The 20185-nt window shown below is 69.3% G+C and carries 21 protein-coding genes; 11 read left to right on the top strand and 10 right to left on the bottom strand.

Translation table 11 applies throughout. The annotated features are described in order from the left end of the window. Positions 1 to 13: 13 nt before the first annotated feature. Entirely contained in the window at positions 14 to 1045 is a 1032-nt protein-coding gene (locus ABD648_RS18590; protein ID WP_282216416.1) for a CPBP family intramembrane glutamic endopeptidase, read from the bottom strand. Positions 1046 to 1177: 132 nt separating this feature from the next. On the opposite strand from ABD648_RS18590, the gene ABD648_RS18585 reads away from it, so the two are divergent. The 3 genes from ABD648_RS18585 to ABD648_RS18575 all read left to right on the top strand — a co-directional run bounded on the left by ABD648_RS18585 (position 1178) and on the right by ABD648_RS18575 (position 4029). Next, on the top strand, positions 1178 to 1870 hold the full coding sequence (locus ABD648_RS18585; RefSeq protein WP_116635886.1) for a response regulator transcription factor: 693 nt from the start codon (positions 1178 to 1180) through the stop codon (positions 1868 to 1870). A 58-nt stretch (positions 1871 to 1928) separates the two neighbouring features. Further along, on the top strand, positions 1929 to 3620 hold the full coding sequence (locus ABD648_RS18580; protein WP_282216415.1) for a sensor histidine kinase: 1692 nt from the start codon (positions 1929 to 1931) through the stop codon (positions 3618 to 3620). Positions 3621 to 3741: 121 nt separating this feature from the next. After that, positions 3742 to 4029, top strand: coding sequence for a WXG100 family type VII secretion target (locus ABD648_RS18575; RefSeq protein WP_282216414.1), 288 nt, complete (start codon positions 3742 to 3744; stop codon positions 4027 to 4029). Positions 4030 to 4106: 77 nt separating this feature from the next. Here ABD648_RS18575 and groL read toward each other — a convergent pair whose 3' ends face one another. The 4 genes from groL to ABD648_RS18555 form a co-directional block, all read right to left on the bottom strand. Then, positions 4107 to 5726: a chaperonin GroEL gene (gene groL, locus ABD648_RS18570; RefSeq protein ID WP_282216413.1), complete on the bottom strand. Its 1620-nt coding sequence runs from the start codon at positions 5724 to 5726 to the stop codon at positions 4107 to 4109. Positions 5727 to 5850: 124 nt separating this feature from the next. After that, positions 5851 to 6429: a LytR C-terminal domain-containing protein gene (locus ABD648_RS18565; RefSeq protein WP_282216412.1), complete on the bottom strand. Its 579-nt coding sequence runs from the start codon at positions 6427 to 6429 to the stop codon at positions 5851 to 5853. 71 nt (positions 6430 to 6500) lie between these two features. Then, positions 6501 to 6758 (bottom strand): DUF3263 domain-containing protein, encoded by a 258-nt coding sequence (locus ABD648_RS18560; RefSeq protein ID WP_282216411.1) that lies wholly within the window; start codon positions 6756 to 6758, stop codon positions 6501 to 6503. Positions 6759 to 6767: 9 nt separating this feature from the next. Beyond that, positions 6768 to 7760: a DUF2332 domain-containing protein gene (locus tag ABD648_RS18555; protein ID WP_282216410.1), complete on the bottom strand. Its 993-nt coding sequence runs from the start codon at positions 7758 to 7760 to the stop codon at positions 6768 to 6770. A gap of 71 nt (positions 7761 to 7831) precedes the next feature. Between ABD648_RS18555 and msrB the strand changes: the two genes are divergently transcribed. Together msrB and ABD648_RS18545 are read left to right on the top strand one after the other, a co-directional pair. Then, positions 7832 to 8236 carry a peptide-methionine (R)-S-oxide reductase MsrB gene (gene msrB / locus ABD648_RS18550; RefSeq protein WP_116635880.1) on the top strand — a complete coding sequence of 135 codons (405 nt, stop codon included), beginning with the start codon at positions 7832 to 7834 and terminating at the stop codon, positions 8234 to 8236. Next, positions 8233 to 8811, top strand: a complete 579-nt coding sequence (locus ABD648_RS18545; RefSeq protein ID WP_282216409.1) for a nitroreductase family protein — start codon at positions 8233 to 8235, stop codon at positions 8809 to 8811. Before msrB ends, ABD648_RS18545 begins: the two co-directional genes overlap by 4 nt. A 3-nt stretch (positions 8812 to 8814) precedes the next feature. Here ABD648_RS18545 and ABD648_RS18540 read toward each other — a convergent pair whose 3' ends face one another. Beyond that, complete coding sequence (locus ABD648_RS18540; RefSeq protein ID WP_425561716.1) at positions 8815 to 9753, bottom strand: DMT family transporter; 939 nt, start codon at positions 9751 to 9753, stop codon at positions 8815 to 8817. Positions 9754 to 9826: 73 nt separating this feature from the next. Between ABD648_RS18540 and ABD648_RS18535 the strand changes: the two genes are divergently transcribed. From ABD648_RS18535 to ABD648_RS18510, 6 genes are all read left to right on the top strand, one after another. Next, positions 9827 to 10480, top strand: a complete 654-nt coding sequence (locus tag ABD648_RS18535; protein WP_282216408.1) for an SOS response-associated peptidase family protein — start codon at positions 9827 to 9829, stop codon at positions 10478 to 10480. 3 nt (positions 10481 to 10483) lie between these two features. Next, positions 10484 to 10867: an MmcQ/YjbR family DNA-binding protein gene (locus ABD648_RS18530; protein WP_282216407.1), complete on the top strand. Its 384-nt coding sequence runs from the start codon at positions 10484 to 10486 to the stop codon at positions 10865 to 10867. 108 nt (positions 10868 to 10975) lie between these two features. After that, on the top strand, positions 10976 to 11887 hold the full coding sequence (locus tag ABD648_RS18525; protein WP_282216406.1) for an ABC transporter ATP-binding protein: 912 nt from the start codon (positions 10976 to 10978) through the stop codon (positions 11885 to 11887). Continuing rightward, positions 11884 to 12690 carry an ABC transporter permease subunit gene (locus ABD648_RS18520; RefSeq protein ID WP_282216405.1) on the top strand — a complete coding sequence of 269 codons (807 nt, stop codon included), beginning with the start codon at positions 11884 to 11886 and terminating at the stop codon, positions 12688 to 12690. The genes ABD648_RS18525 and ABD648_RS18520 overlap by 4 nt, the downstream gene beginning before the upstream one ends. Before the next feature lie 10 nt (positions 12691 to 12700). Then, positions 12701 to 14002, top strand: a complete 1302-nt coding sequence (locus ABD648_RS18515; RefSeq protein WP_282216404.1) for a sensor histidine kinase — start codon at positions 12701 to 12703, stop codon at positions 14000 to 14002. Further along, the gene (locus ABD648_RS18510; RefSeq protein WP_282216403.1) at positions 13999 to 14718 is read left to right on the top strand and encodes a response regulator; all 720 of its coding nucleotides are present in this window, start codon (positions 13999 to 14001) and stop codon (positions 14716 to 14718) included. The genes ABD648_RS18515 and ABD648_RS18510 overlap by 4 nt, the downstream gene beginning before the upstream one ends. On the opposite strand, the gene ABD648_RS18505 is transcribed toward ABD648_RS18510, so the two are convergent. The 4 genes from ABD648_RS18505 to ABD648_RS18490 all read right to left on the bottom strand — a co-directional run bounded on the left by ABD648_RS18505 (position 14709) and on the right by ABD648_RS18490 (position 20007). Then, positions 14709 to 15662: an aldo/keto reductase gene (locus ABD648_RS18505; RefSeq protein ID WP_282216402.1), complete on the bottom strand. Its 954-nt coding sequence runs from the start codon at positions 15660 to 15662 to the stop codon at positions 14709 to 14711. The two genes, ABD648_RS18510 and ABD648_RS18505, sit on opposite strands and share 10 nt — an antisense overlap. A gap of 63 nt (positions 15663 to 15725) precedes the next feature. Then, positions 15726 to 17513 (bottom strand): sigma-70 family RNA polymerase sigma factor, encoded by a 1788-nt coding sequence (locus ABD648_RS18500; RefSeq protein WP_282216401.1) that lies wholly within the window; start codon positions 17511 to 17513, stop codon positions 15726 to 15728. A 230-nt stretch (positions 17514 to 17743) separates the two neighbouring features. Beyond that, positions 17744 to 19255 carry a VaFE repeat-containing surface-anchored protein gene (locus ABD648_RS18495; protein ID WP_344709703.1) on the bottom strand — a complete coding sequence of 504 codons (1512 nt, stop codon included), beginning with the start codon at positions 19253 to 19255 and terminating at the stop codon, positions 17744 to 17746. Between the two features lie 20 nt (positions 19256 to 19275). After that, the gene (locus ABD648_RS18490) at positions 19276 to 20007 is read right to left on the bottom strand and encodes a hypothetical protein (protein WP_282216399.1); all 732 of its coding nucleotides are present in this window, start codon (positions 20005 to 20007) and stop codon (positions 19276 to 19278) included. Positions 20008 to 20185: the final 178 nt, after the last annotated feature.

Raw genomic sequence — 20185 nt, 5'->3', positions numbered from 1 at the left:
CGCGCCTTGCGACTCAGCCGTGGAACACGACGTCCAGGCGATGGGTCCCGTTCGCGCCGCCTGACGCGGCGATCGGCGCAGGCGCTGTGCGCACCACGCCGAGCCGGCGCGCCCACCGGTCGGCGAGCAGCGCGTAGACGACCATCGCCACCGTGGAGCCCAGCAGGTCGATCGGCGTGCCGGACGTGGCGTTCGCGTCGACCATCCCCACGGATCCGAACAGGAAGATGAGCACGTTGTTGACGATGTGCAGCGAGATGGCGGCCTCGAGGCCGCCCGTCCGCCAGCACAGCCAGGCGGCGACGATCGCGAACACCCCGACGCTCGCGGCACCCCAGACGTCGTATCCGTGGCCCAGCACGAAGAGCGGGACCGGCAGCAGGATCGCGAAGGCCGGATGCCGCAGCCAACCGCCGACGAGCTGCATCAGGTAGCCGCGGAAGACGTACTCCTCGGCGGCTGCTTGGAAGGGGATCAGAAGCAGCACGAGCAGCACCATGATCCACAGGTTCGGATGCGCGAAGTCCGGGGCGATGTCCGAGCCGGTCGCCGCCGAGATCCCCAGGGAGACAGCGAAGTAGACCGCGAAGACGGCCAGCGCGAGCAGCAGACTCTTCCCGAGCCAGCCGAGACGCAGCCGGCCGGCGACCGACGACAGCAGCCCGACACCGCGCCCCTCGACGATGCGCGAGGCCAGCAGCAGCGGCGGGATCATGAGGATCAACGGCAGCACGAGGGCGACGAGGAGCCAGGGACGGTCGAGGTCGAAGTACTCCATCGTCACCAGGAGCGTCTGCAGCTCGGTGCCCCATTCCGGCACCAGCACCGAGGCGACGCCCACCGGCACCATCACGATCAGCAGCAGCGCCACGTAGAACACGACGGCGAGAAGCCCGGTGAGCAGCATCCGCCACCAGCGGTACCGCGGACGCAGACGCGCGAGACGGTGGAAGGCGATCTGCGCGGCCGGTGCAGGGGTCGGCGCGGCGGAGACGGATGCGGTCATGGATGCGGGGGCGGCGATGTCGTCCTCGGTCGAGCTCATGCATCGATCCTTCCGGGTGCGCCTGTGGATCGCATCCGCCCACGGGAGGATTTCACCGCTCCACGACGGCGACACCGCGCCGTTCCGGACAATAGTCAGCATCCGCATTGCCGAAGTCACCATAATGGGGACATGACTGATGCGCGCATCCTGGTCGTCGATGACGAGCCCAACATCCGCGACCTGCTCTCCACGGGTCTCAGCTTCGCCGGATTCCAGGTGAAGACGGTGGCCAACGGTGCCGCCACGATCTCGGCCGTCCTCGAGGAGGAGCCCGACCTCATCATCCTCGACGTCATGCTCCCTGACATGAACGGCTTCAGCGTGACCAAGCGGCTCCGCGGCGCCGGATTCACGGCTCCGATCCTCTTCCTCACCGCGAAGGACGGCACCGAGGACAAGATCGAGGGGCTCAACGCGGGTGGCGACGACTATGTCACCAAGCCGTTCAGCCTCGACGAGATCGTCGCGCGGGCGCAGGCGATCCTGCGCCGCACCATGCAGGCCGACGAGGAGTCGATCATCCGTGCCGGCGAGCTGTCGATGGACCAGGACACGCACGATGTCCACGTCGGCAAGGAGGCGATCGAGCTCAGCCCGACCGAGTTCAAGCTGCTGCGCTACCTGATGCTCAACCCGAACCGGGTGCTGTCGAAGGCCCAGATCCTCGATCACGTCTGGGAGTACGACTTCAACGGCGACGCGGGCATCGTGGAGAGCTACATCTCGTACCTCCGCCGCAAGATCGACCCGCACACCGAGGAGTCGCTGATCCAGACCAAGCGCGGCTTCGGCTACATGCTCAAGGTCGGCAAGACGGTCTGACGACTGCACGAACTTCGACGCCGCTCTTCGGCGCAGATACCGCACACGGGAGGACCGCATGGCGCACAAGCCCGATGCGGTCACCGGCTGGTGGCGGCGGACCAGCCTGAGGGCGAAGGTCACCGGCGTCACGGTCGCAGTGCTCGCCCTCGGTCTGCTCGTCGCGGGAATCGGCACGGTCCCGATCCTGCGCACCGCACTCATCGCGAACATCGATGCGCAACTGCCCGCTCTGGTCGCCAGCGACCTCGCCGATCGTTATTTCGAGTCCACCGCCGTCGAAGGCGGCACCGTCTACACTCCTCGCGATCAGCAGCCGCGTGACTTCGCCTTCGCGATCTACGATGTGGGCGGCGTCCTCCAGGCATCGACCGAGGGATCAGCCTCCGGAGGGCCGGTGTTCCCGGAGAGCTATCCGCTCGCGAAGGCGCAGTCGGAGGCGGACACGACCTTCGATCTTCCTGGTGCGGATGCGTCCGTGTACCGGGCTGCCGTCGCCACCGTGCCCGGCGACGGCGGTGAACTGCGCATCCAGGTCGTCGCCATGCCTCTGGCCGAGGTGGATCGCATCCTCAGCCAGTACTTCGGCATCTACATCACGATCGCGCTGATCACGATCCTCATCGCCGCCCTCCTCACCCGCGGCCTCGTCACGCTCACGTTCCGCCGGCTCGGGCAGGTCGAGGCCACAGCCATGTCGATCGCCGCCGGAGACTTCCGGCAGCGCCTCACCGACCTCGAGCCGACCACCGAGGTCGGCCGCCTGAACAGCGCGATCAACACGATGCTGGATCGCGTCGACGGTTCTCTCGCTCAGCGCGACCGCACGGTTCAGCACATGCGCCGGTTCATCGGCGATGCCAGCCACGAGCTGCGCACTCCTCTCGTGAGCGTGCGCGGCTATGCGGAGCTCTACCGGATGGGAGCCATCCAGGGCGAGGAGGACACGGCGCGCGCCATGGAGCGGATCGAAAAGGAAGCGATCCGGATGGGCGTCCTCGTGGAGGATCTCCTCGCACTCGCCCGCCTCGATGAGGAACGCGAACCCGAGATCGAACCCCTCGACCTGCGCCCCATCGCCCGCGACGCGGCACTCGATCTGCGGGCCGCGGCGCCCGGGCGCACCGTGACGGTCATCGACCGCACCGTGGAGGTGACGGACACGGCGACCGTGCGGATCGCCCCCGTGCCCGCCCCGGCCGCGGCTCCGCACACGCCACGCGGTCTCTCCCGCGGCACGCTGGCGCGCCTGCGTCGTCGCCCGCGACAGCCGGAGCAGCTGCCCGCGATCGACTTCACGGAGGTTGCGGACACCCCCGTGCGCACGCCGCCCATCGTCCTCGGCGAGGAGAACAAGGTGCGGCAGGTCGTCACCAACCTCCTCGGCAACGCCCGCCGGTTCTCCCCCGAAGACGGACCCATCGAGATCGTCGTCGACTCCGACCGGGTGCGCGGCACCGGGAGCATCGCGGTCGTCGATCACGGCGAGGGCATTCCCCCGCAGATCCGCGAGCAGATCTTCGAGCGCTTCTGGCGCGCCGACACCTCCCGCGCCAGGGAGACCGGCGGCTCCGGACTGGGGCTCGCGATCGTCGCCTCCATCGTGAAGGCTCTGCACGGCTCGGTCGCCGTGTCGGAGACCCCTGGCGGCGGAGCCACGTTCACCGTCACGCTGCCCCTGGCGCCCTCCCGCGCGACGCCCGCGCACCTGCTCGAGGACACCCAGCCCCTCGACCGCCTGGAGCTGTGAGAGCCCTGCACCTCCCCCGCTCGTGAGCGGTTGTGCACAGCCGTCGGCAGATGTCGCGATCGGGCGGGATGCCGCCTGACGCGCGCGCCTAGCGTCGGAACCCCAACGAGAAGGAGTTCCCATGTCTGTCTTCACCGTCGACACCGACGCCGTCGAGTCCGCGCACGCCACGACCCGAGGCACGATCGAGCGACTTCGAAGCGAGTCGACCACCCTCATGGCACAGCTGCAGCAGCTGCAGTCGTCGTGGATGGGCGATGCCTCGAACGCGTTCCAGATCTGTGCCGAACAGTGGCAGGGCGCGCAGCTGCACGTGGAGCAGGTGCTCGATTCGATCGGCACCTCGCTCGGTTCGGCCGCCGCGCAGTACTCGGATGCCGACCGGTACTCGGCGAGCCTGTTCCGCTGAGGCGCGCCCTCACCAGAGGAGCGAGAACGCAGAAACGCCCCGACCGAAGTCGGGGCGTTTCTGTGTTCAGCGGTGGATCAGAAGTCCATGCCACCCGACGGGTCGCCCATCGGTGCCGAAGCCTTCTCGGGCTTGTCGGCGACGACGACCTCGGTCGTGAGGAAGAGTGCCGCGATCGAGGCTGCGTTCTGCAGAGCCGATCGGGTCACCTTCGCCGGGTCGATGATGCCGGCCGCGAACATGTCGACGTACTCACCGGTTGCCGCGTTCAGGCCCTGGCCCGAGGGGAGCTCGGAGACCTTGTTCGCGACGACGCCCGGCTCGAGACCGGCGTTCAGCGCGATCTGCTTCAGCGGGGCCTCGATCGCGACGCGCACGATGTTCGCACCGGTCGCCTCGTCGCCCGTGAGCGAGAGAGCGTCGAGAGCCTTCGTGCCCGACTGGATGAGCGCGACGCCACCACCGGGGACGATGCCCTCTTCCACGGCAGCCTTCGCGTTGCGGACGGCGTCCTCGATGCGGTGCTTGCGCTCCTTGAGCTCGACCTCGGTCGCCGCACCCGCCTTGATGACGGCGACGCCGCCCGCGAGCTTGGCGAGACGCTCCTGGAGCTTCTCGCGGTCGTAGTCGCTGTCGGTGTTCTCGATCTCGCGACGGATCTGCGTGACGCGACCCTCGATCTGGTCGGCCTCGCCGGCGCCCTCGACGATCGTGGTCTCGTCCTTGGTGACGATGACCTTGCGTGCGCGACCCAGCAGGTCGAGCGTGGCGTTCTCGAGCTTCAGGCCGACCTCTTCGGTGATGACCTGACCACCGGTGAGGATCGCGATGTCCTGCAGCTGCGCCTTGCGACGGTCGCCGAAGCCGGGAGCCTTGACGGCGACCGACTTGAAGATGCCCTTGAGCTTGTTGAGCACGAGAGTCGCGAGAGCCTCGCCCTCGACGTCCTCGGCGATGATGACGAGCTCCTTGCCGTCCTGGATCACCTTGTCGACGATGGGCAGAAGGTCCTTGATGTTGGAGATCTTCTGGTTCGCGATGAGGATGTACGCGTCTTCGAAGACGGCTTCCTGGCGGTCGGGGTCCGTGACGAAGTACGGGTTCAGGTAGCCCTTGTCGAAGCGCATGCCCTCGGTGAGCTCGAGCTCGGTGCCGAAGGTCTGCGACTCCTCGACGGTGACGACACCCTCCTTGCCGACCTTGTCGATCGCCTCGGCGATGAGCTCGCCGATCGCGGGGTCGGCAGCGGAGATGGAAGCGGTCGCAGCGATCTGCTCCTTGGAGTCGATCTCCTTGGCGCTGGCGAGCAGCTCCTCGGTGATGGCCGCGACGGCCTTCTCGATGCCGCGCTTCAGCGAGATCGGGTCAGCGCCGGCTGCGACGTTGCGCAGGCCTTCGCGGACGAGCGCCTGAGCCAGGACCGTGGCGGTCGTGGTGCCGTCGCCGGCGACGTCGTCGGTCTTCTTGGCGACCTCCTTGACGAGCTCCGCACCGATCTTCTCGTACGGGTCGTCGAGCTCGATCTCCTTGGCGATGGAGACACCGTCGTTCGTGATCGTGGGGGCGCCCCACTTCTTCTCGAGGACGACGTTGCGGCCGCGCGGGCCGAGGGTCACCTTGACCGCGTCGGCGAGGATGTTGAGGCCGCGCTCGAGGCCGCGGCGGGCCTCCTCATCGAAAGCAATGATCTTTGCCATGAGTTTTTTCGTCCCTCCTGGACGTAGACGTTGGGTTTAGCACTCGGAGTAAGAGAGTGCTAACGCCATTCTGGCACTCGACACCACCGAGTGCAAGCCGCCCGAAGCGGCGCGCATCCCGATGTCAGGAGGCAGGAGTGTCCGCGGGAGTCTCGGGCACGGTCGTTGCCCGATCGAGACCGATGACGACCGTGATCTGCTTCGCGCCGGTGTCGTTCAACGCCGCATAGAAGTCGCTCTGCTGGACCTCGGCGCCGCCGATCACGCGCGCCAGACCGATCGCCGCGAGCTCGTCCTCGTCAGCGACGTAATAGACCGTGGTGGTCTCGAAATCCTCGCTCGCGCTGTCGCTCGCGTAGACGCTGTCCGCGAGCCAGCCGTTGTTGATGAGCAGGTCGCGCATCTGGGTGTCGAGGCCCTCTTCGGGCGTCGCATTCAGGATCATCACCGAGATGGTGGTGTCGACGACTCCGGTCTCCTCGGGGGTGGGGACGGAGCTCGGCGCGGTCTCGGGGAACAGCGAGATGCGCCCCATGACGACCAGCGAGCCGAAGATGCCGGCAATGATCAGCACCAGCGCGGCGACGAACGACCAGAGCAGCACGACCCAGCCGTTCATCCCGGGGGTCTCGGCGCGGTGCGCCCCTACGCGTCCGGAGGAGCGGGGGACGTCATCGAAGCGATCGCGGCTGGGCTTGGACACCCCTCGATGCTAGCGGCAGGTTCCTGTCAATCCGGTACGCGGCGCGGGCGGAGACCCGCCGCCCGGCAGGATCAGCCGACGAACCCCGGCATGCGCGCTGTGCGCCTGGCGGCCCTGGTGTCGCGGATCCTTCGCAGCCGACGCACCAGCATCGGGTCGTACTCGAGAGCGACGTCCGACTCGATCAGACGTCCCAGGAGCTGGTAGTAGCGCGCCGAGCTCATGCCGAGCTGGGCACGGATCACCTCTTCCTTCGCCCCGCCATGACGCGGCCACGACGCCTCGAGGGCGAGGATCGCGCGATCGCGCTCCGTGAGGTCTCCGAGCATGGCTCCAGGTTAGGACGCATCCGCCGCGACGGCGGCGCGCCACTCCCACCAGCGCCCGAGCGGATCCGCGGCCGCGCGGACGCGACCGTCGAGCGCCACGACGAACCCGGGCCAGGCACCCGCATCGACGGGAGGTTCCCACACGTCGAGCAGACCGGGCGGATCGATGGTGATCCACCGCGCCTGCAGCCGGGAGATCCGTTCGACCAATGCCTTCCGCTCCGCTCGGGGGATGTGCACGAGGACGCCGGGCGTGGTGATGACGAGGGTCGCGTCGGCGGGGACCTCCGCCGCGAGCGCGTCGATCGACACCAGCGCATCTCCCGCCACGAGCCGCGGAGGATCGGATGCCGCGATGTCGAGCGCGGCGTCGATCCGCTCCTCTCGTCCGCTCTCCCCCGGCCAGACCAGCGCCCGCAGCCAGCTCCGATCCTTTTCATCCGCGGCATCCAGCGGCGCCAGGTCGATGCCGGCCCGCCACACGACCTCCGGCATCCGCAGCGGTGGCAGGAAGCCGATCACCCGGCTCTCCAGGATCACGGTCGAGTGGCCATCGTCGGGGTCGAGGGCCGCACGGAGCCGGTCGTCCTCGCCGACGAAGCGATAGGAGTAGCGGTCCGGATAGAGGCAGAGCCCCGCGGAGGCACCGATCTCGAGCATCGCGACCGGCCCCTCGATCTCGGACAGCACCGGCAGCAGCGCGGCGAGCCGCAGGGGCTCGTTGGTCTGGAGCTGTCGCGTCGAGCACTCGGCGACGACCTCGTCGGCGTGCCGCAGGACGAAGCGCCGCCACGCCGGGTAGCCGTCGAGATCGGCGCCGAGCAGCCGCGTCACGGCGAACACCAGGGGCGGCTGCCGCCTGGTCTCCGGGATGCGCGCGAGGATCCGCTGCACCTCGCGGTCGTCCGCGACACCGGTCGCCCACTCCTCGTAGAGCGCGCTGCGACCGGGCGCCTCGTCCCGGGCGAAGCGCGCATAGCGCTGCTGGACAGCATCCGTCATCCGTCCATTCTGACTCGGCGCACCCGAGTCCCCGGCGCAGGAGGGAGAATGGAGGGGACTCAGGAGGACAGATGTCGTACAGCGTGGACAAGACCGAAGACGAGTGGCGCCGCGAGCTCGGCGATGAGCAGTACGCCGTGCTGCGCCAGGCCGCGACCGAACGCGCATGGACGGGCGAGCTGCTCGACGAGAAGCGCTCGGGCCTCTACACCTGCGGAGCGTGCGATGCAGAGCTCTTCAAGAGCGGCACCAAGTTCGATTCCGGGTGCGGCTGGCCGAGCTTCTACGAGTCGATCCGTCCGGAGGCGGTCGAGCTCATCGAGGACTCCAGCCTCGGCATGGTGCGCACCGAGGTGCGCTGCGCGAACTGCGGCTCCCACCTCGGCCATGTCTTCCCCGACGGGTTCGGCACACCGACCGGCGACCGCTACTGCATGAACTCGATCGCGATGAACTTCACTCCCGACGAATCGTGAGCGCTCTCGAAGCCGTCCGCTCCCGGCAGTCCTGGTCGAAGGTCGATGACACCGCGCCGACGCGCGAGCAGCTGCTGACCTTCGTCGCGGCCGCCGGTCGCGTCGCCGACCACTCCTCGCTGCGTCCCTGGCGTCTGATCGAGCTTCGGGGCGCCGACCGCGAGGTGCTGGGCGCGGCGATCGCGAAGGCGGAGGGCGACAAGTCCCCGTCCGCGAAGCCGCTCCGCGCACCTCTTCTCATCGCGGTGGTCGCCAGCTACCGCAAGAGCGACAAGGTGCCGCGCTGGGAGCAGGAAGCCGTTGCTTCGGGCGTCGCCCACATGCTGAGCCTGCTGCTCGACGAGGCCGGATGGGGAGTCCTCTGGCGCACCGGGCACTACACGCGGACGAAGGCGGTGGCCAAGGCGCACGGCCTCGGCCCGAACGAGGAGCTCCTCGGTTGGCTGTACGTCGGCGCGAAGCCCGCCCGACGCAAGCCGGGTAGGCGCAAGGCCGTCGACGCCCGCAAGCTCGTGACCCGCATGCCGTCGAAGACCGAGCAGGTCGAGACGAAGGCGAAGAAGAAGAAGAAGTAGGCGTCAGCGCCGCGGCCTGATCCGCGCGACGACGACGGATGCCACGGCGACGATCACCATCGCGACGATCTGCCACAGCGCAGGACCTGCTGCCGTCGGCCAGAAGAGGTCGATCACGACCGAGGTCACGAGCTGCCCGAGCACGGAGCCCAGGCCCATCAGGAGCACGCCCGTGTGCGCGACGATGAATGCTCCGAGCAGGATGTACGCGGCGCCGAGGAACCCGCCCAGGTACAGCCACGGCTCTACCGGCGGCGCGTCGGGCATCCCGCGGACGGCGACGCTCACGCCGGCGGCGCCCGCCAGCACGATCGTGCCGGCGATGAAGCTCATCAGCGTCGCGGCGATGGGCGACTCGACCCGCTGCGCGAGCCGTCCGTTGGTCGCCGCCTGCCACGCGATGCCGACCCCGGTCGCGAACGGCAGCAGCAGCATCCACAGCGGGGCGGAGGCGAGGACGTCGCCGGAGAGGGAGATGGCGACTGCGGCGAGCGCGAGCGCTCCCCCGGCCAGGCGGCCAGGGGTCACGGCGACCACGCCGGCCGGGCCGAAGCCGATCCGGTCGAGGACCAGACCGTTCAGCGTCTGACCGGCGACGACGCCGACCGTGAACAGCGAGACGCCCAGCACTCCCGCCGTCAGGCCCTGGGTGGACACGGTGAGGGCACCGCAGGCGCCGCCGAGCAGCATCCAGAACGGGATCCGCCGCTGCCGGATCCCGCCGATGAGGCGGACCACGCCGCGGCGCGCCGAGGGGATGCACGGGATGACGATCAGGAGCGCGAAGAGCCCGACAGCGAACGAGATGAACCCGGCGACGACGCCGTCGTCGACCTTCACCCCGAGCACGCCGTTGATGCGGGCCTGGATCGCCGTCATCACGCCGATGGCGGCCGCTCCGCCGAGGGCCAGGGGCACAGGAAGCCGGCGGGTATCGGGCACCCGTCGACACTACCCGAGGAGCGGAGGAACGGAGGGCCGGGCGGATGTCGGAGGCCACGGCTACGCTGACGGCATGTGCGCGAGCTATGGTCTCGATCCCCGGTTCTCCGATGCGGAGCTCCTCGCTGCCGCAGACGACGCGGTCCTGGAGGGGCTGCGTGTGTGGGCGGAGGAGAACGCGGGCGAGACCCTGCGTCCGACCGGGAAGAATCTTCGCAACCTCAATCCGATCGTCGTGCAGCCCGAGACCGCTCCGACGCTGGAGCCGGCCTGGTGGGGGTTCCTGGTGAACGGTGAACCCGCGAAGTTCCCATCGATCAACACGCGCTCGGAGCGTCTGCAGGACCGTCCCGGCGGGGCGAAGTCCCGAGCGATCGTCCCGGCGACGAGCTGGTACGAGATGCAGAAGCCGTCGCGGCAGTGGCACGAGTTCCTCGTGGACGACGGCGCCCTGTTCGGGATGGCGGCGGTGACCCAGCGGGGCAAGACCGCCGACGGCGCATGGTTCACGTGCTACTCGATCGTGATGCGACCGGCGCCCGAACACCTCGCCGGCGTGCACGATCGGATGCCGGTGCTCATTCCGACGTCGTTCGCCGAAGAGTGGCTGACGGCAGACACCGGCCGCGACGTCGTCGACGAGGCGCTGCTGGCGGCTGCCGACCTCGACGATCGCGTGCAGGTGAAGCCGCGCCGCGACGACAAGCGCGCCGAGCGGCTGTTCTGACCCGTGGACGCGCGTGAACTCACGTCGGCCGCGGCCGCGCGTGCGGATGAGCTGCCCGGCTCGGAGCGGGAGAACCCGTTCGGCCCGGAGTGGGACGTGTACAAGGTGCGGGGCCGCGTCTTCCTGCTCCTGCCTCTGGACGGCACAGGGCGCGTCACGCTCAAGTCGCACCCCGACGACGCGGAGGCTCTCCGGGAGACGTTCGCCGACATCGTCCCGGGGTACCACATGAACAAGAAGCACTGGATCACGCTCAACCCCGGCCCGTCGCTCGAGGAGGGCCTCGTCACGGAGCTCGTGACCGAGTCGTACCTGCTCGTCGTCGAGAAGCTCCCGAGGGCGCAGCGCCCGGTCGACCCGCAGACGTTCGGACGGCCGGTCGACTGATCTCGGCCCCCGGGCCACCGGCATCCGTCACGGGAATGACGCGCGCGCCGAGGGAACGGTACCGAGGGAGGACGCGGAGCACCCCGGTCTCTCCGTAACGTGGACGGCATGATCACAGCAGAAGGCCTCACGAAGAGGTTCGGAGACAAGACGGCCGTCGACGACGTGTCGTTCACTATTCATCCGGGCAGCGTCACGGGCTTCCTCGGCCCCAACGGCGCCGGCAAGTCGACCACGATGCGGATGATCGTCGGACTCGACCGTCCGACGTCCGGCCGTGCCGCCGTCTCCGGGCGCGAATACCGTCAGCTCCGCGCACCGCTCACGGAGGTCGGCGTGCTGCTCGACGCCAAGGCCGTGCACACGGGCCGGACCGCCCGCAACCACCTCCGCGCGATGGCGGCGACGCACGGCATCCCGGCATCCCGCGTCGACGAGGTGATCGATCTCGCGGGTATCGGCCCCGTCGCCCGCAAGCGCGCCGGAAAGTTCTCGCTCGGAATGGGCCAGCGCCTCGGCATCGCCTCCGCTCTGCTCGGCGATCCGCACACGCTGATCCTCGACGAGCCGGTCAACGGCCTCGACCCCGAGGGCGTCCGCTGGGTGCGCCAGTTCGTCCGGCATGCCGCCTCGGAAGGACGCACCGTCCTGCTCTCGAGTCACCTCATGAGCGAGATGGCACAGACCGCCGACCACGTCATCGTGATGGGCCGCGGCAAGGTCCTCGCCGATGCGCCGCTCGCCGAGCTCGTCCGCGCGTGGACGACCAACACCGTGCGCGTGCGCACCCCGCGGGCTGCGGACCTGGCAGCCGCCGTGGGCGGACCCGACGTCGAGATCGTGAGCTCGGCTCCCGACCTGCTCGACATCGTTGGGCTCCCCGCATCGCGGATCGGCGACCTCGCCGCCGCGCGTGGCATTCCGCTGCACGAGCTCACCCCGACCACCGGATCGCTGGAGGACGCGTACCTCGCCCTCACCGGCGACTCCGTCGAGTACCGGACCAAGGAGATCTCATGACCGTCCAGGCACCCGCTGTCTCCCCGCACCGCGTCGACACCCGCCACCGGCTGACCTTCGTCCGCGCGCTCCACGGCGAGTGGATCAAGCTCGCCACCCTGCGATCCACGTGGTGGTCGATCGGCATCACCGGTCTGCTCACGGTCGCCATCGCCGTCCTGATCGCGCAGAACGTGGTCGATCCCGGCTTCAACCCCGTCCAGGCGGTCGTATCGCCGTTCCAGTTCACGATGCTGCTCGCCGGCATCCTCGGCGCCATCTCGGTCACCGGCGAGTACTCGACCGGCATGATCCGTTCGACGCTCACCGCCAACCCGGTCCGAGGATCGGTCCTCGCCGCGAAGGCCGTGGTGCTCTCCGCCACGATGTTCGTGTCGTCGCTGGTCATCTTCGGGCTCGCCGCGGTCGCCGTCTCGGTGATCGTCGCGGGCCGGGATCAGAGCATCGACTGGTCTGATCCCTCCTCGTCGCTGCTCCCGATCGTCGTCGCCTCGCTGGCGATGGCCGTGTTCACGACCATCGGCGTCGCGTTCGGCTTCATCCTGCGCTCCGGCGCGGGTGCGATCGCGGCGACCGTCGGCCTGCTGTTCGTCCTGCCCATCGTCTTGAGCATGTTCGCGATGGTCGGCGAGGCGGGACGCTGGGTCATGGACGCCGCCGGGTACCTCCCCGCGGCGGCGGCACAGGCCGCCATCCTCCCCGGCGACGGGAGCGACGCACCCGTCGCCTATCTCACGCTCGCCTGCTGGGTCGCCGCCGGGATGCTGTCGGCATGGGCCGTGCTCCGCACCCGCGACGCGTAGAGTCGGCCCCGTGAGCAGAACGCGAAGCCGCAGCGACTCGATCCGCGAGGACGAGGAGCTGCGGCTTCCGCGCGCACCGGGACTGCTCCGACGCTTCTGGGCGCGGCATCCCGTCTTCGCCGACGTGCTGATCATGCTGATATGCCTGGTTCTCACGCTGGGCGGCGCCGTCAGCATCGGCAGCACGAGCTACCCCCCGGAGCAGGTGGTGGCCACCGTCCCCGAATCGGTCACGATCGTGCTCGCGGTGATCTCCACCGTCCTCGCCGTCGTGGGGTGCGCAGCACTCCTGTGGCGCCGACGCGCACCCCTCGTGCCGTTCGTCATCGCCTTCGCCCTCGAACTCGCGTTCCTGTCCGGCACGCGCCCCGGGGGCAGTCCGATCGTTCTCGTCGCCTGCTACTCACTCGCGGTCTACCGGTCATCACGTGCAGCCTGGGTGGGTCTCGCCATCGGGGCAGGCGCAGTGACCGCCGCAGCCCTGTCGTTGATGGGTCTCGGCGTGATCACGCTCCAAGGCGGCGTCGACGGCATCCTCAACGCGGTCGTCCTCGGGCTCATCGGGACACTCATCGGAGTCAACGTCGGCGAGCGCAAACGGTATCTCACCGCCATCATCGACCGCTCCCGCCAGCTCCTGATCGAACGCGATCAGCAGGCGCAGCTCGCCGCATCGGCGGAGCGGGCGCGCATCGCTCGAGAGATGCATGACATCGTCTCCCACTCGCTCACCGTGATCGTGGCGCTCTCCGAGGGAGCTGCCGCGACGGCTGATCCGGAGCAGGCACGAAGGGCAGCGTCGACGGCGGCGGAGACAGCCAGGGGGGCCCTCACCGAGATGCGCTCGATGCTCGGCGTGCTCCGAGACGAAGGTTCCCCTGCGCCCTTGGCGCCGATGGAGCCGACACCGCCACGCGACACGGTCACCGCCGCGCAACGAGCCGGCTACCCGGTGACGCTCGCCGTCAGCGGGAGCGCCGAGGTCGCTCCCGGTGTCGCGCACGCGATCGGCCGGATCGTCCAGGAGGGCATGACGAATGCGATGCGTCATGCGCCGACCGCGACGGCGATCGCCGTGCGGCTCGCCTACACCGCGAAGACCGTGACGATCGAGATCATCAACGACGGCGTGCGCGGCGTCACCGGGAACGACGGCTTCGGCCTCCGCGGTCTCGCCGAGCGTGCCGCCCACGTGAACGGAGACCTGCGTTCCGCCCCGGACGGCAACGGGCGCTGGGTGCTGTACGCCGAGCTCCCCACGTCGGGGACGGCGGCAGCCGCACCATCATCACCGAACGAGGAGAACGCATGACAGAGACGATCAGGGTCCTCCTCGTCGACGACCAGGAGCTGATCCGCGTCGGGTTCCGGATGGTGCTCGAGGCCGAACCGGGCATCACCGTCGTCGGGGAGGCGGCCGACGGGCACGCCGCGATCGCCCAGGTCGCCGCTCTCGCGCCCGATCTGGTGCTGATGGACATCCGGATGCCGGGGCTCGACGGCATCGCGGCGACCGAGGCCATCGTGCGACAGCATCCGCAGACCCGCGTCCTCGTGCTCACGACCTTCGATCTCGACGAGTACGCCTTCGGCGCGATCCGTGCGGGGGCCAGCGGTTTCCTGCTGAAGGACGCGCAGCGCCACGAGATGATCTCGGCTGTCCGCGCCGTGCATCGCGGTGATGCGGCGCTCGCTCCCCGGATCACGCGGATGCTGCTGGAGCATGTCACGCCGCAGCTCGGAGCCGCGCGTGCGGAACCCGATCCCGCCGAATCCGCTCGGCTCGCGGAGCTCACCGATCGGGAGCGGGACGTGTTCCTGGCGATCGGCCGCGGTCTCACGAACGCCGAGATCGCGCAGTCGCTCTACGTCGGCGAATCCACCGTCAAGACGCATGTCGGGCGCGTCCTGGCGAAGCTCGGCGCGCGCGACCGCATCCACGCGGTGATCCTCGCGCATCGCCTGGGGCTCGTCGGGGACTCGGCGGACCGGAATCCGGCGAGTCCCGACGGCACCGCTCAGGCCTGAGCGGGCGTCCACTCCGAGACGCGGTTCAGCTGCTCCACCTCGTCGGCGGTGAGCTCGAGCCGCGCACCCGCGAGAAGATCCGGCACCTGCTCGACCGTACGGGCGCTCGCGATCGGTGCGGCGACGGTCGGCTGCGCGCGCAGCCAGGCGAGCGAGGTCGCAGCGATCGACGCACCGTGGTTCTGCCCGATCTCCTCGAGCGCGTCGATGATCCGAAGCCCCGCGTCGGTCGCGTACTTCGCGGCGCCCTGCGCGCGCGGCGACTCCTGGCCCGCGGCATCCGTCGAGCGGTACTTGCCCGTGAGGAACCCGCTGGCGAGGGAGTAATACGGGACGAGGACGAGGCCGAACTCCTGTGCGACCGGGATGATCGTCTCCTCGACGACATTGCGATGCACGAGGTTGTAGTGCGGCTGGACGGCGACCGGGCGGGCCACGCCGAGACGGTCGGCGATGCCGACCCATTCGCGGATGCGCTCCGCGGTGTAGTTCGACACGGCGACGTGGCCCACGAGACCGTCGGTCACGAGCTGCCCGAAGGCGGCGACGGTCTCCTCCAGTGGCACCGACTCGTCGTCGAAGTGCGCGTAGTACAGGTCGATCGCATCGACGCCCAGTCGCGCGAGCGATGCCTCGGCGGCCTTGCGCACGTTCGCTCCCGAGAGCCCACGGAAGTCGGGGTGCTGGCTCACCTTGGTCGCCACGACCACATCGGACGGTCTGCGCGACGCGAGCCACTCGCCGATGATCGTCTCGCTCTCGCCGCCCGAATTGCCCGGAACCCAGGAGCTGTAGGAGTCGGCCGTGTCGAGGAAGTCGCCACCGCCGGCGACGAAGGCGTCGAGCACGGCGAAGGACGCGTCGCGGTCGGCCGTCCAGCCGAACACGTTGCCCCCGAGGGAGAGCGGGAAGACGTTGAGGTCACTGGTTCCGATACGAGTCATTCTCAGGACAACGGCGCGCTCCGAGGACGCATTCCCTCATGACGGCGTGTTGCGGACGCGCGTCTACGGATCGCTGATGTCGAAGGTCATCTGCTCCGGATCGGGGCCCCACGGGTCGAAGATGACATCCGGGTCCCACACGTCCAGCGGATGTTCGTCCATCGGTCCCCAGAAGCCGTCGCCATCCAGCGCCCGGAACGTGAACCAGTACCAGCCCTGGGAATGCATGCGGAGTCGCTTGATCGCGTGTCCGGTGCTGTCCAGGGGGATCACCGCCGAGTGCCCCTCGATGCTCGTGATGTAGATCGACCCGTTCGCCGGCCCCGTGGCGGCGATGACCAAGCCCGTGGTGCTCGCCTCCGTGACATCCATGTCCTCGGTGCCGGTGATGTTCTCGAAGCCTTCGATGACGATGGGGAGGATCGTGAAGCTGCCCGTCGCCGCGGGCGACTCACCTGTGTCGTCGAACGCCCAGGCCTGATAGTCGTGCGTGCCGGCGGGGAGCTGGAGGGCGCGCGGATCGAATGACCACGTGCCATCGGGGGCGATCGCCGGGGTGTAGCGGGCGCCCCCGACATCCACCGCGACCGTGGATCCCGGCGTCGCCGCCCCGGACAGGACCGGAGCCAGGTAGCCGGACGACGAGGTAGGCGTGAGGAGTCCCGGGCTCAGGCCCGAGCCTGATCCCGGGCCGGGTGTGGTTCCCGGTGCCGTCACCGGCGCCGTGGGGCTGAGCGGCCCGGCAGCCTCAGGGTCGTTGACCAGGTCGACCGAATCGATACCGGGGTCGTTGATCCAGCGCCCTGTGCGAGGGACCGGCTGTGGTCCGGTGACGATCGGCGCCACGTCCGTGCCTTCGGGCGCCTCGGCGCCGGTCACGGGATGCGCTGCGGCGGACGTGCTCTCGGTCGCGGCGAGAGGCGGCGAGGACTCGATCGGTGCCGTCGGGGGGAACAGGAAGGACCCGAGCAGAATGCCGCTGACGGTGAGCACGCCGATCCCGCCGACGAGCAGACTCGTGACGCCGACACCGGTGCCCGCCGCGACGATTGCCGCCGCAGCCGCGGCGGTGCCGGGTGCGAGCGCACCGGTGGATGGCAGCACCACCCCGAGGGCGCCGAATCCGACAGCAGACAGGGTGACGCCCTGAAGGCGACGAGCGTCGCTGCGCATGTCGAGGAGCAGCTCTCCGCATTCGCCGCACGATGCCACGTGATCAGTGACCTCTCGCGCCACCGTGTCGTCGAGCGGTTCGGTGAGGTGTCGCGGGAAGAGGCGGGCGGCATGCGCCTCATCGTCGCGCAGGGGCAGAGGGATCTGCGTCGTGAGCCAGTGGAGCTTCAGTCCGCTGCGGGCACGGCGCTGCAGGGCCGAGACGGCGTTCGGTTTGATGCCGAGCTCACGCGCGATCTCGGGGCGCGGGACATCGGCGACCTCGGTCAGCCACAGCACGCGCTGCCAGCGTTCGGGGAGCTCTTGAAACGCTCCGAGGAGCTGCTGCGCGTTCGACTCCCGCTCGACGAGGTGGAGGGCGTCGCGGAAGTGCGGACGATCGGCCTCGACGGTGTCGTCGATGCGGTCGGCCTCCTTCCGCCACCGGATCGCGGTGTTGCGGATCACGGCCTTGAGGTACGAGCGGAAGGCGAAGTCGGGTCCCGTGCTCGTCGTCGTCACCTGCTGGTAGACGGCGAGGAGCGCTTCAGAGGCGAGGTCCTCCGCATGCGAGGGGAACAGCCGATGCGCGTACCGCAGGGCGGCGCCGATGTGACGTTCCCACAGGACCGCATACGCGCGCTGGTCGCCGTCCCGGAGCGCGCTGAGGAGTTCTCGATCGCTGCGAGAATCTTCCACGTCTTCCCTTTCCAGAGAAACGCCCGCTCGTCGTGGCCGCTGCCGAGCCGCCGCCGAGCAGCCGACCGCGAGTCCAATCGCACGATCGATCCGAGTTTGAATAGCCATTCAATGGTAGCGCCGGACGGGGTGGGTTCGCGAGAGCCACCGCGAACCGAAAGTCGTGCCGACGGAACGCGGGCAGAGGAGCGGAGAAGAATCTCGCGCCTCTGCCCGCGCACGCTCACGGGTCAGGCGTCGACAGCGCGCCGCCTCACCCGCATCAGGATCACGCCGGCGAGAAGCGCGGCCAACGCCGCCGCCGTGATCATCGTCGGTGCCGGGGAACCGGTGGCGGCGAGGTTTCCGCCGCCCGGAGTCGGCACGGTGGGCGCACCGGGATTCGGTGTCGTAGGCCCACCCGGCGCCACGGCCTCGACGGTGACCGTCTGCGCCGCATCGTCGATGTCGGTGTGCCCGGCGATGGGCTCACCGTCGAGGTCAGAACCCAGGTAGAGCCATTCGAAGGCGACGAGCACGTCGCCCGCGAACCCCTCGGGTACGACGAAGCTCACGTCCACGGTGCCGTTCGCGCTCGTCGGCGTGAACGTCGTCGACCCCGTGATGCCGGTCGGCTGGCCGTCCGACTTGCGCATCAGCTCGCCGACGACCGTGTACTCGGTGCCCGGCACGAGGTTCTGGAAGGAGACGGTGTCGATCACCGTGCCTCCGTTCGCGCCCAGCACCCGGTCCCCGTCTGCGGCGTCGACCAGCGATGTCCCGATCACCGGCTCCGCCGCGCCGGGCAGAGCCGCCCAGTCCACTGCGGCCTCACCCGTCGTCTCGGCCGTGTCGGGCGCCACCAGGATCATCGACTGCGCGTGGTCCTCTGCCGTCGGCGTGCCCCCGGGCGCGTTCGGCACAGAGATCACGGCGCCGATGCCGGTCGAGCCCACTGCCGTCACCCGCACGGTGGCGCTCCCCGCGGCCGTCGCCTCCCGCAGATCCAGATAGAGCTCCTGGCCATCGACCACCGTGCTCAGGTCCACAGGGGTCCCTGCGGCATCCGTCACCGTGACGGCGGGGTCCACGGAAACCACGACCGATGCCTGGTCGGTGCTCACCGTGAAGGGTCCGACGAGACTCCCCGCGCTCTGGGCTGCGCTGGGCGCCGTCACCGAGGCCGTGACCTGGAGATCTCCCGGGGTCAGTCCCGGGCTGGCGTTCGCGCCGTCGAGGAGGTGCCAGTAGGCAGCCTCCGAGTCGGGCGTCTCCCATGCCCACGGGGCATCGAAGTCCAGCTCGGTGTACCGCCAGATCGCGTACTGCGTCGCCTCGATGGCATCATTCCGCGAGATGCCCGGCACGCCCGCGGCCGCACCGAAGTCTTCGAGACTCACGGCCGGGTAGCTGTTCGCGAGCACCCAGAGCACCTTCCCGGCTACGGCCGGATCTGTGAAGCGGTTCTGGCCGAGGTAGCTGTCGAGGTCGCCGGCCGTGCCGAGCAGTCCGGTCCTGGCCGCGACGTCGTGCTCGATGCAGTACGCCCAGTAGTCCGGCTCCCCCTCCTGGACCCCCGAGGACCAGATCGGGTAGATCCCGGTGCCGTCGTACCCCTCTTTGCTGCCGATGAAGACCGCATCCCCCGGGGCGACATCCGCCGCCATGGCCGCGCTGACGCCGCCGGGCGCCATGATGACGGCGCCCAGTGCGAGCAGTGCACCGGCGAGCCAGCTTCCTGCGCGGCTCGCCCCTCTCGTCACCCCCGTGCCGCTCCGGCGGTTCATGCCGCGCAGACCGGGTTCAAGGCGGTGAACGTGAACGGGCCGACCCAGATGTTCTGGGGCGGCCGATCTCCCAGCGAACGCCCCGAGTTGTTGGCGACGAACGTGAGGTCGAACGCACTGAGAGGCGGCGCGGTCACCTGGACGTTTCCGGCGGCGCTGGTGGCCGCGACCTCGGGGTTCGGCGAGCCGGTGAACGGCCGCCATGCGTTGGCGCTCGCTCCCTGGCCGCGGATCCAGGCGGTGTTGTACGTGCCGGTGCCCTCGGAGACGTACACGCGCTCCGCACCGCCGAGGCCGTCCAGAGCCTGGAAGCCGTCGATGTCCTTGATCGTGTAGGCCAGGTCCGCGACGGTGACCGTCACGCCGCCCAGGGCGAAGCTGAACGTGACGCGCTGCCCGCCGCCGATGTTGCGGAGGTCAGCGGTGTCGAGTGCGAGATGGACGCTGGGCTGTGCTTCGCCACCCTGCGTCGTGGAGTCGAGACGGAGATTGTTCGTCTGGTTGATGGTCATGTTGTTCGCGCCGTTGGGCACCGCGCTGAGCGTCAGCGTCAGATCCTTGCCGTCCCCGAAGACGTCCACCCAGGTGAACACCGCTGAGGTGGCGCTCAGCCGCGTGTACGAGGCGGTGGTGGTGCTCAGGCCCGCCGTGCACGCCACGGACGCGGCCGCCAGCGGTGTGGCCACGGCAGCAGCGATCACCGGCAGCGCCCACGCCGCACCTTGCACGACCGTTCTCCGCGAAAGACCGCTCCTCGGGACCGCTACCTGTTGCTCGTTCATCTGATCTGACTCCCCTCGAATCGGACGACATTGTGTCGACACATTGGGAAGGAGTCGGAAACGCCTCAGGAGTGACGCGGGAATCAGAAATTCGTGGAAATGCGGACGGATTCGTGATTCGGCG

This window comes from Microbacterium luteolum (assembly GCF_039533965.1).
Classification (GTDB): Bacteria; Actinomycetota; Actinomycetes; order Actinomycetales; family Microbacteriaceae; genus Microbacterium; species Microbacterium luteolum.
Note: the sequence above shows the minus strand (reverse complement) of the source record. Positions and strands in the feature narration are given on the sequence as shown.

Excerpts from the sequence above, each read along its gene's own strand:
- ABD648_RS18590 (WP_282216416.1), bottom strand. The coding sequence starts at position 1,045 with ATGAGCTCGACCGAGGACGACATCGCCGCCCCCGCATCCATGACCGCA.
- ABD648_RS18585 (WP_116635886.1), top strand. The coding sequence starts at position 1,178 with ATGACTGATGCGCGCATCCTGGTCGTCGATGACGAGCCCAACATCCGC.
- ABD648_RS18580 (WP_282216415.1), top strand. The coding sequence starts at position 1,929 with ATGGCGCACAAGCCCGATGCGGTCACCGGCTGGTGGCGGCGGACCAGC.
- ABD648_RS18575 (WP_282216414.1), top strand. The coding sequence starts at position 3,742 with ATGTCTGTCTTCACCGTCGACACCGACGCCGTCGAGTCCGCGCACGCC.
- groL (WP_282216413.1), bottom strand. The coding sequence starts at position 5,726 with ATGGCAAAGATCATTGCTTTCGATGAGGAGGCCCGCCGCGGCCTCGAG.
- ABD648_RS18560 (WP_282216411.1), bottom strand. The coding sequence starts at position 6,758 with ATGCTCGGAGACCTCACGGAGCGCGATCGCGCGATCCTCGCCCTCGAG.
- ABD648_RS18555 (WP_282216410.1), bottom strand. The coding sequence starts at position 7,760 with ATGACGGATGCTGTCCAGCAGCGCTATGCGCGCTTCGCCCGGGACGAG.
- msrB (WP_116635880.1), top strand. The coding sequence starts at position 7,832 with ATGTCGTACAGCGTGGACAAGACCGAAGACGAGTGGCGCCGCGAGCTC.
- ABD648_RS18535 (WP_282216408.1), top strand. The coding sequence starts at position 9,827 with ATGTGCGCGAGCTATGGTCTCGATCCCCGGTTCTCCGATGCGGAGCTC.
- ABD648_RS18525 (WP_282216406.1), top strand. The coding sequence starts at position 10,976 with ATGATCACAGCAGAAGGCCTCACGAAGAGGTTCGGAGACAAGACGGCC.
- ABD648_RS18520 (WP_282216405.1), top strand. The coding sequence starts at position 11,884 with ATGACCGTCCAGGCACCCGCTGTCTCCCCGCACCGCGTCGACACCCGC.
- ABD648_RS18510 (WP_282216403.1), top strand. The coding sequence starts at position 13,999 with ATGACAGAGACGATCAGGGTCCTCCTCGTCGACGACCAGGAGCTGATC.
- ABD648_RS18505 (WP_282216402.1), bottom strand. The coding sequence starts at position 15,662 with ATGACTCGTATCGGAACCAGTGACCTCAACGTCTTCCCGCTCTCCCTC.